The sequence below is a fragment of the Streptomyces sp. NPDC087310 genome, assembly GCF_044744405.1.
Classification (GTDB): Bacteria; Actinomycetota; Actinomycetes; order Streptomycetales; family Streptomycetaceae; genus Streptomyces.
The window spans coordinates 1-3,280 of the sequence record NZ_JBIUYF010000019.1 but is presented as its reverse complement, the minus strand read 5'-3'; the positions used below and the strand labels follow the sequence as shown (position 1 = coordinate 3,280).

General features: G+C 69.5%; 2 protein-coding genes and 1 pseudogene. 2 read left to right on the top strand and 1 reads right to left on the bottom strand.

All coding sequences use genetic code 11. The features are described 5' to 3' along the window. Positions 1–195: 195 nt before the first annotated feature. On the bottom strand, positions 196–810 hold the full coding sequence (locus ACIO3P_RS38575; protein WP_326611424.1) for a TetR/AcrR family transcriptional regulator: 615 nt from the start codon (positions 808–810) through the stop codon (positions 196–198). 108 nt (positions 811–918) lie between these two features. Here ACIO3P_RS38575 and ACIO3P_RS38570 point away from each other — a divergent pair, with 108 nt between their 5' ends. Then, the gene (locus ACIO3P_RS38570; RefSeq protein WP_401978300.1) at positions 919–2,127 is read left to right on the top strand and encodes an amidohydrolase family protein; all 1,209 of its coding nucleotides are present in this window, start codon (positions 919–921) and stop codon (positions 2,125–2,127) included. 152 nt (positions 2,128–2,279) lie between these two features. After that, positions 2,280–3,256, top strand: a pseudogene (locus ACIO3P_RS38565) (IS630 family transposase). Positions 3,257–3,280 lie beyond the last annotated feature (24 nt).

The window sequence follows — 3,280 nt, the reverse complement described above, 5'->3', positions numbered from 1 at the left end:
TATTGATCAGAAACTCATGGGGTTCTCGTTCAGGGCGTAACGGAGGTGTGTGCCGCGCCGTACGCGAATCCGCGTCCCGTCGGCCTCGGGGCCGTGACCCGAATCGCCGAGGAGGCTTGGGCGGGGTCGGCGCCGACCGCTGAGACCCGGGACGGTGCGGTGCGTCGCCCGCGTTGAGCGGGAGGTGGACCGCGTTCAGGGCAGCGGGGTGAGTGCGTCCTCCAGCGCCGCCCGCGCGCCGCGCAGGGCGAGACGGAGCTGGTCCGGTGTACGGCGGATCTGGGCCAGCAGGAGGCCGCCCTGGATTGCGGCCATGGTGAGGTCGGCCAGCTCCGTCACGTCCGCGTCCGGGCGTAGCTCGCCCGACTCCTGCATACGGCGCAGGCCCGCGATGAGGGGTGCTTCCCAGCGTGCGAAGGCGTCCACGAACGCTTGTCGGGTGAGGTCGTCCCGGCCGCTGAGCTGGCTGGCCAACGAGCCGATCGCGCAGCCGCCCACCGCGTCCTGCCGCGTCCCGTTGGCCACGATCGCGTCGAACCAGCGGTCGATGCCAGCCAGTGAGTCGACGTCCAGGAGCAGCGGTTCCTGTGCGGCCAGCACCATGTCCACGGTGGAATGAACCACGGAGCGGATGAGATCGTCCCGGTCGTCGAAGTAGTGGTAGAGCTGGCTGCGGCCGACCCCCGCGGCGCGTTCGACATCGTCCAGCGTGACCGCCGCGACGCCGCGCTGCTGGATGAGGTCTGCTGCCGAATCGAGGATGCGCTCTCGGGTCGCGCGACCCCGCGCGGTGGTCGGTGTGTGTCCCATGCCCCCTCCTCCGTGTTCTGTGCCTCACGGTACAGAGACTTTGTACTTTCCGATACAGTCTGACGCAGGCCGCTCTGTACTGAGCGATACAGTCTGCGAGGAGGAGCTGTGAGTCGGTTCGCGGTTACGAACACACGAGTTTTCACCGGGACGCACATAGCCGATGCCTCGGTGGTCGTCGTCGAGGACGGGACGATCGCCGCAGTCGGCCACGAGGTCCCCGAGGGTGTGGAAGAGCTCGACGGCGGGGGCGGGACCCTGCTGCCGGGTCTGATCGACGCCCACACCCATACAGACGAGGACGGTCTGCGCACGGCCCTGCGCTTCGGCGTGACAACCGAGCTGGACATGATGTCGGTACCGGACGTGATGAACCCGGTACGGAAGAAGGCGCAGACCGAGTTCGATCTGGCCGATGTCCGCACCGCCTCGTGGGGCCTCGCCCACCCCGACGGACATCCTCACCAACTGCGGCGCGACCTGGACGACCCGGTGTGGCCCACCGCCACCGTCCCGAGCCAGGCGCCTGCCTTCGTTGAGGGACGCCTGTCCGAGGGCGCGGACTACATCAAGATCATGGTCGAGGACGGCACCGCGTTCGGCACGTCGCTGCCCGTGGTGCCGCCCGAGGTCGTCGCCGCGGCTGTCGAGGCGGCTCACGAGCGCGGGGCGATGGCCCTGGTCCACGCCCTCAGCGCCACGGCTACACGGGTGGCTGTCGAGGCGGGCGCGGACGGCGTGACCCACCTGCACTATGACGAGGTCATCAGCGACGACCTGATCCTCCGGATGCGCGAACAGGGCATGTTCGTCATCACCACCCTGGCCGTCACTGCCTCCGGCGCCTCCGACGGCGCTGGCCCACGCCTGGCCGCCGACCTGCGTGTGGCATCCCGCCTGAACGCGGCATGGCGCGACAACCTGGGGCGCGAGTTCGCCTGGAACGCCCACTTGCCCAACGCCCTGCGCTCGGTCGGGCTGCTCCACGCCGCCGGCGTCGAGGTCCTGGCCGGTACCGATGCGGCCCACCTCGGTGCCCCGGGCCTCGCTCACGGCGCCAGCCTGCACGACGAGCTACGCCTGCTCGAGGCCGGCGGGCTGAGTCCGGTCGAGGCGCTCACTGCGGCGACACGGCGTACCGCTGACCGGTTCGGCCTTACCGACCGCGGGCGAATCGAGCCCGGCGCCTCGGCGGACCTGGTGCTCGTGGACGGTGACCCGACCTCGCAGCTCTCCGCGACACTCAACACCCGCGCGGTGTGGCGTCGGGGGCACCGCCTGGCACCGGCCGGCGTGACGGGAGAGCATGATGCCTGAGCGCTCGCTGGTTGACGTCCACGCCCGATTCACCACCTCGCACTACATCTATTGATCTGAAACGGTAGGTATTCTGGTTCGTTGATCCCTGCGTGAGTGAACTGGTGGGGGGCGCACGGCAGTTGTCGCCGTCGGCGCAGGAGGCCCTTCGGCTGCGGGCGGTAGCCGCGTTGGTGGCGGGCCGGACTCGCGAGGATGTCTCGGCGGTGTTCCAGGTCTCGCTCAAGGCGGTGGACAAGTGGTGGGCGAAGTGGCGGGCCGGCGGGCGCGAAGCGCTGGTGGCCCAGCCGCGCGGGCGCCGGGTCGGCGAGCATCAGCTGCTCGACGCGGTCGAGCAGCAGGCGGTCCGGCAGGCCGTGCTGGATCACCGTCCCTGCGACCTGGGTCTGGCGGGGCAGCTGTGGACGCGCGCCGCAGTCAGGGATCTGATCGCGAAGCTGTACCGGGCACGGCTGACCGACCAGGGGGTGGGCAAGTACCTGCGCCGGTGGGGCCTGTCCTTCCAGCGCCCGGACAAGCGGGCCGTCGAGCAGGACGCGGAAGCAATGCGTGTCTGGCGGAAGAAAACCTGGCCGGCGATTCGGGCCAGCGCGAAGGCCGAAGACGGGGAGGTCCTCTTCGCCGACCAGGTCGGCATCCGTTCCGACCAGGTCACCGGCCTCACCTGGGGCGCCAAGGGGCGCACCCCGATCGTGCGCCGCACGGGCAACCGGTTCTCGGTCAACGCGATGTCCGCACCAAGGGCCGTATGCACTTCATGGTCTTCACCGAGACCTTCGACGCCGACGTCATGTGCCGCTTCCTGGACCGGCTCGCAGGCCACTTCGACCGCAAGGTGCACCTCGTCGTGGACGGCCACTCCGCGCACCGCTCCCGAAAGGTCCGCGCCCGGCTGGCCGATCACCCGGACCGCATCAAGCTGCACTTCCTGCCGTCGTACTCGCCGGAGCTGAACCCCGACGAACTGGTCAACGCCGACCTCAAACGGAGCCTGCCCATGCACAGCAGGGCCCGCGACCAGGCCCAACTCGCAGCCGAAACCCGCCGGTTCTTCCACCGCCGCCAACGGCAGCCACACATCGTCCGCGGATACTTCGGCGGATCCCACGTCCGCTACACCCTCGAATAGAACCGATTGAGTTTCGGATCAATA

Excerpts from the sequence above, each read along its gene's own strand:
- ACIO3P_RS38575 (WP_326611424.1), bottom strand. The coding sequence starts at position 810 with ATGGGACACACACCGACCACCGCGCGGGGTCGCGCGACCCGAGAGCGC.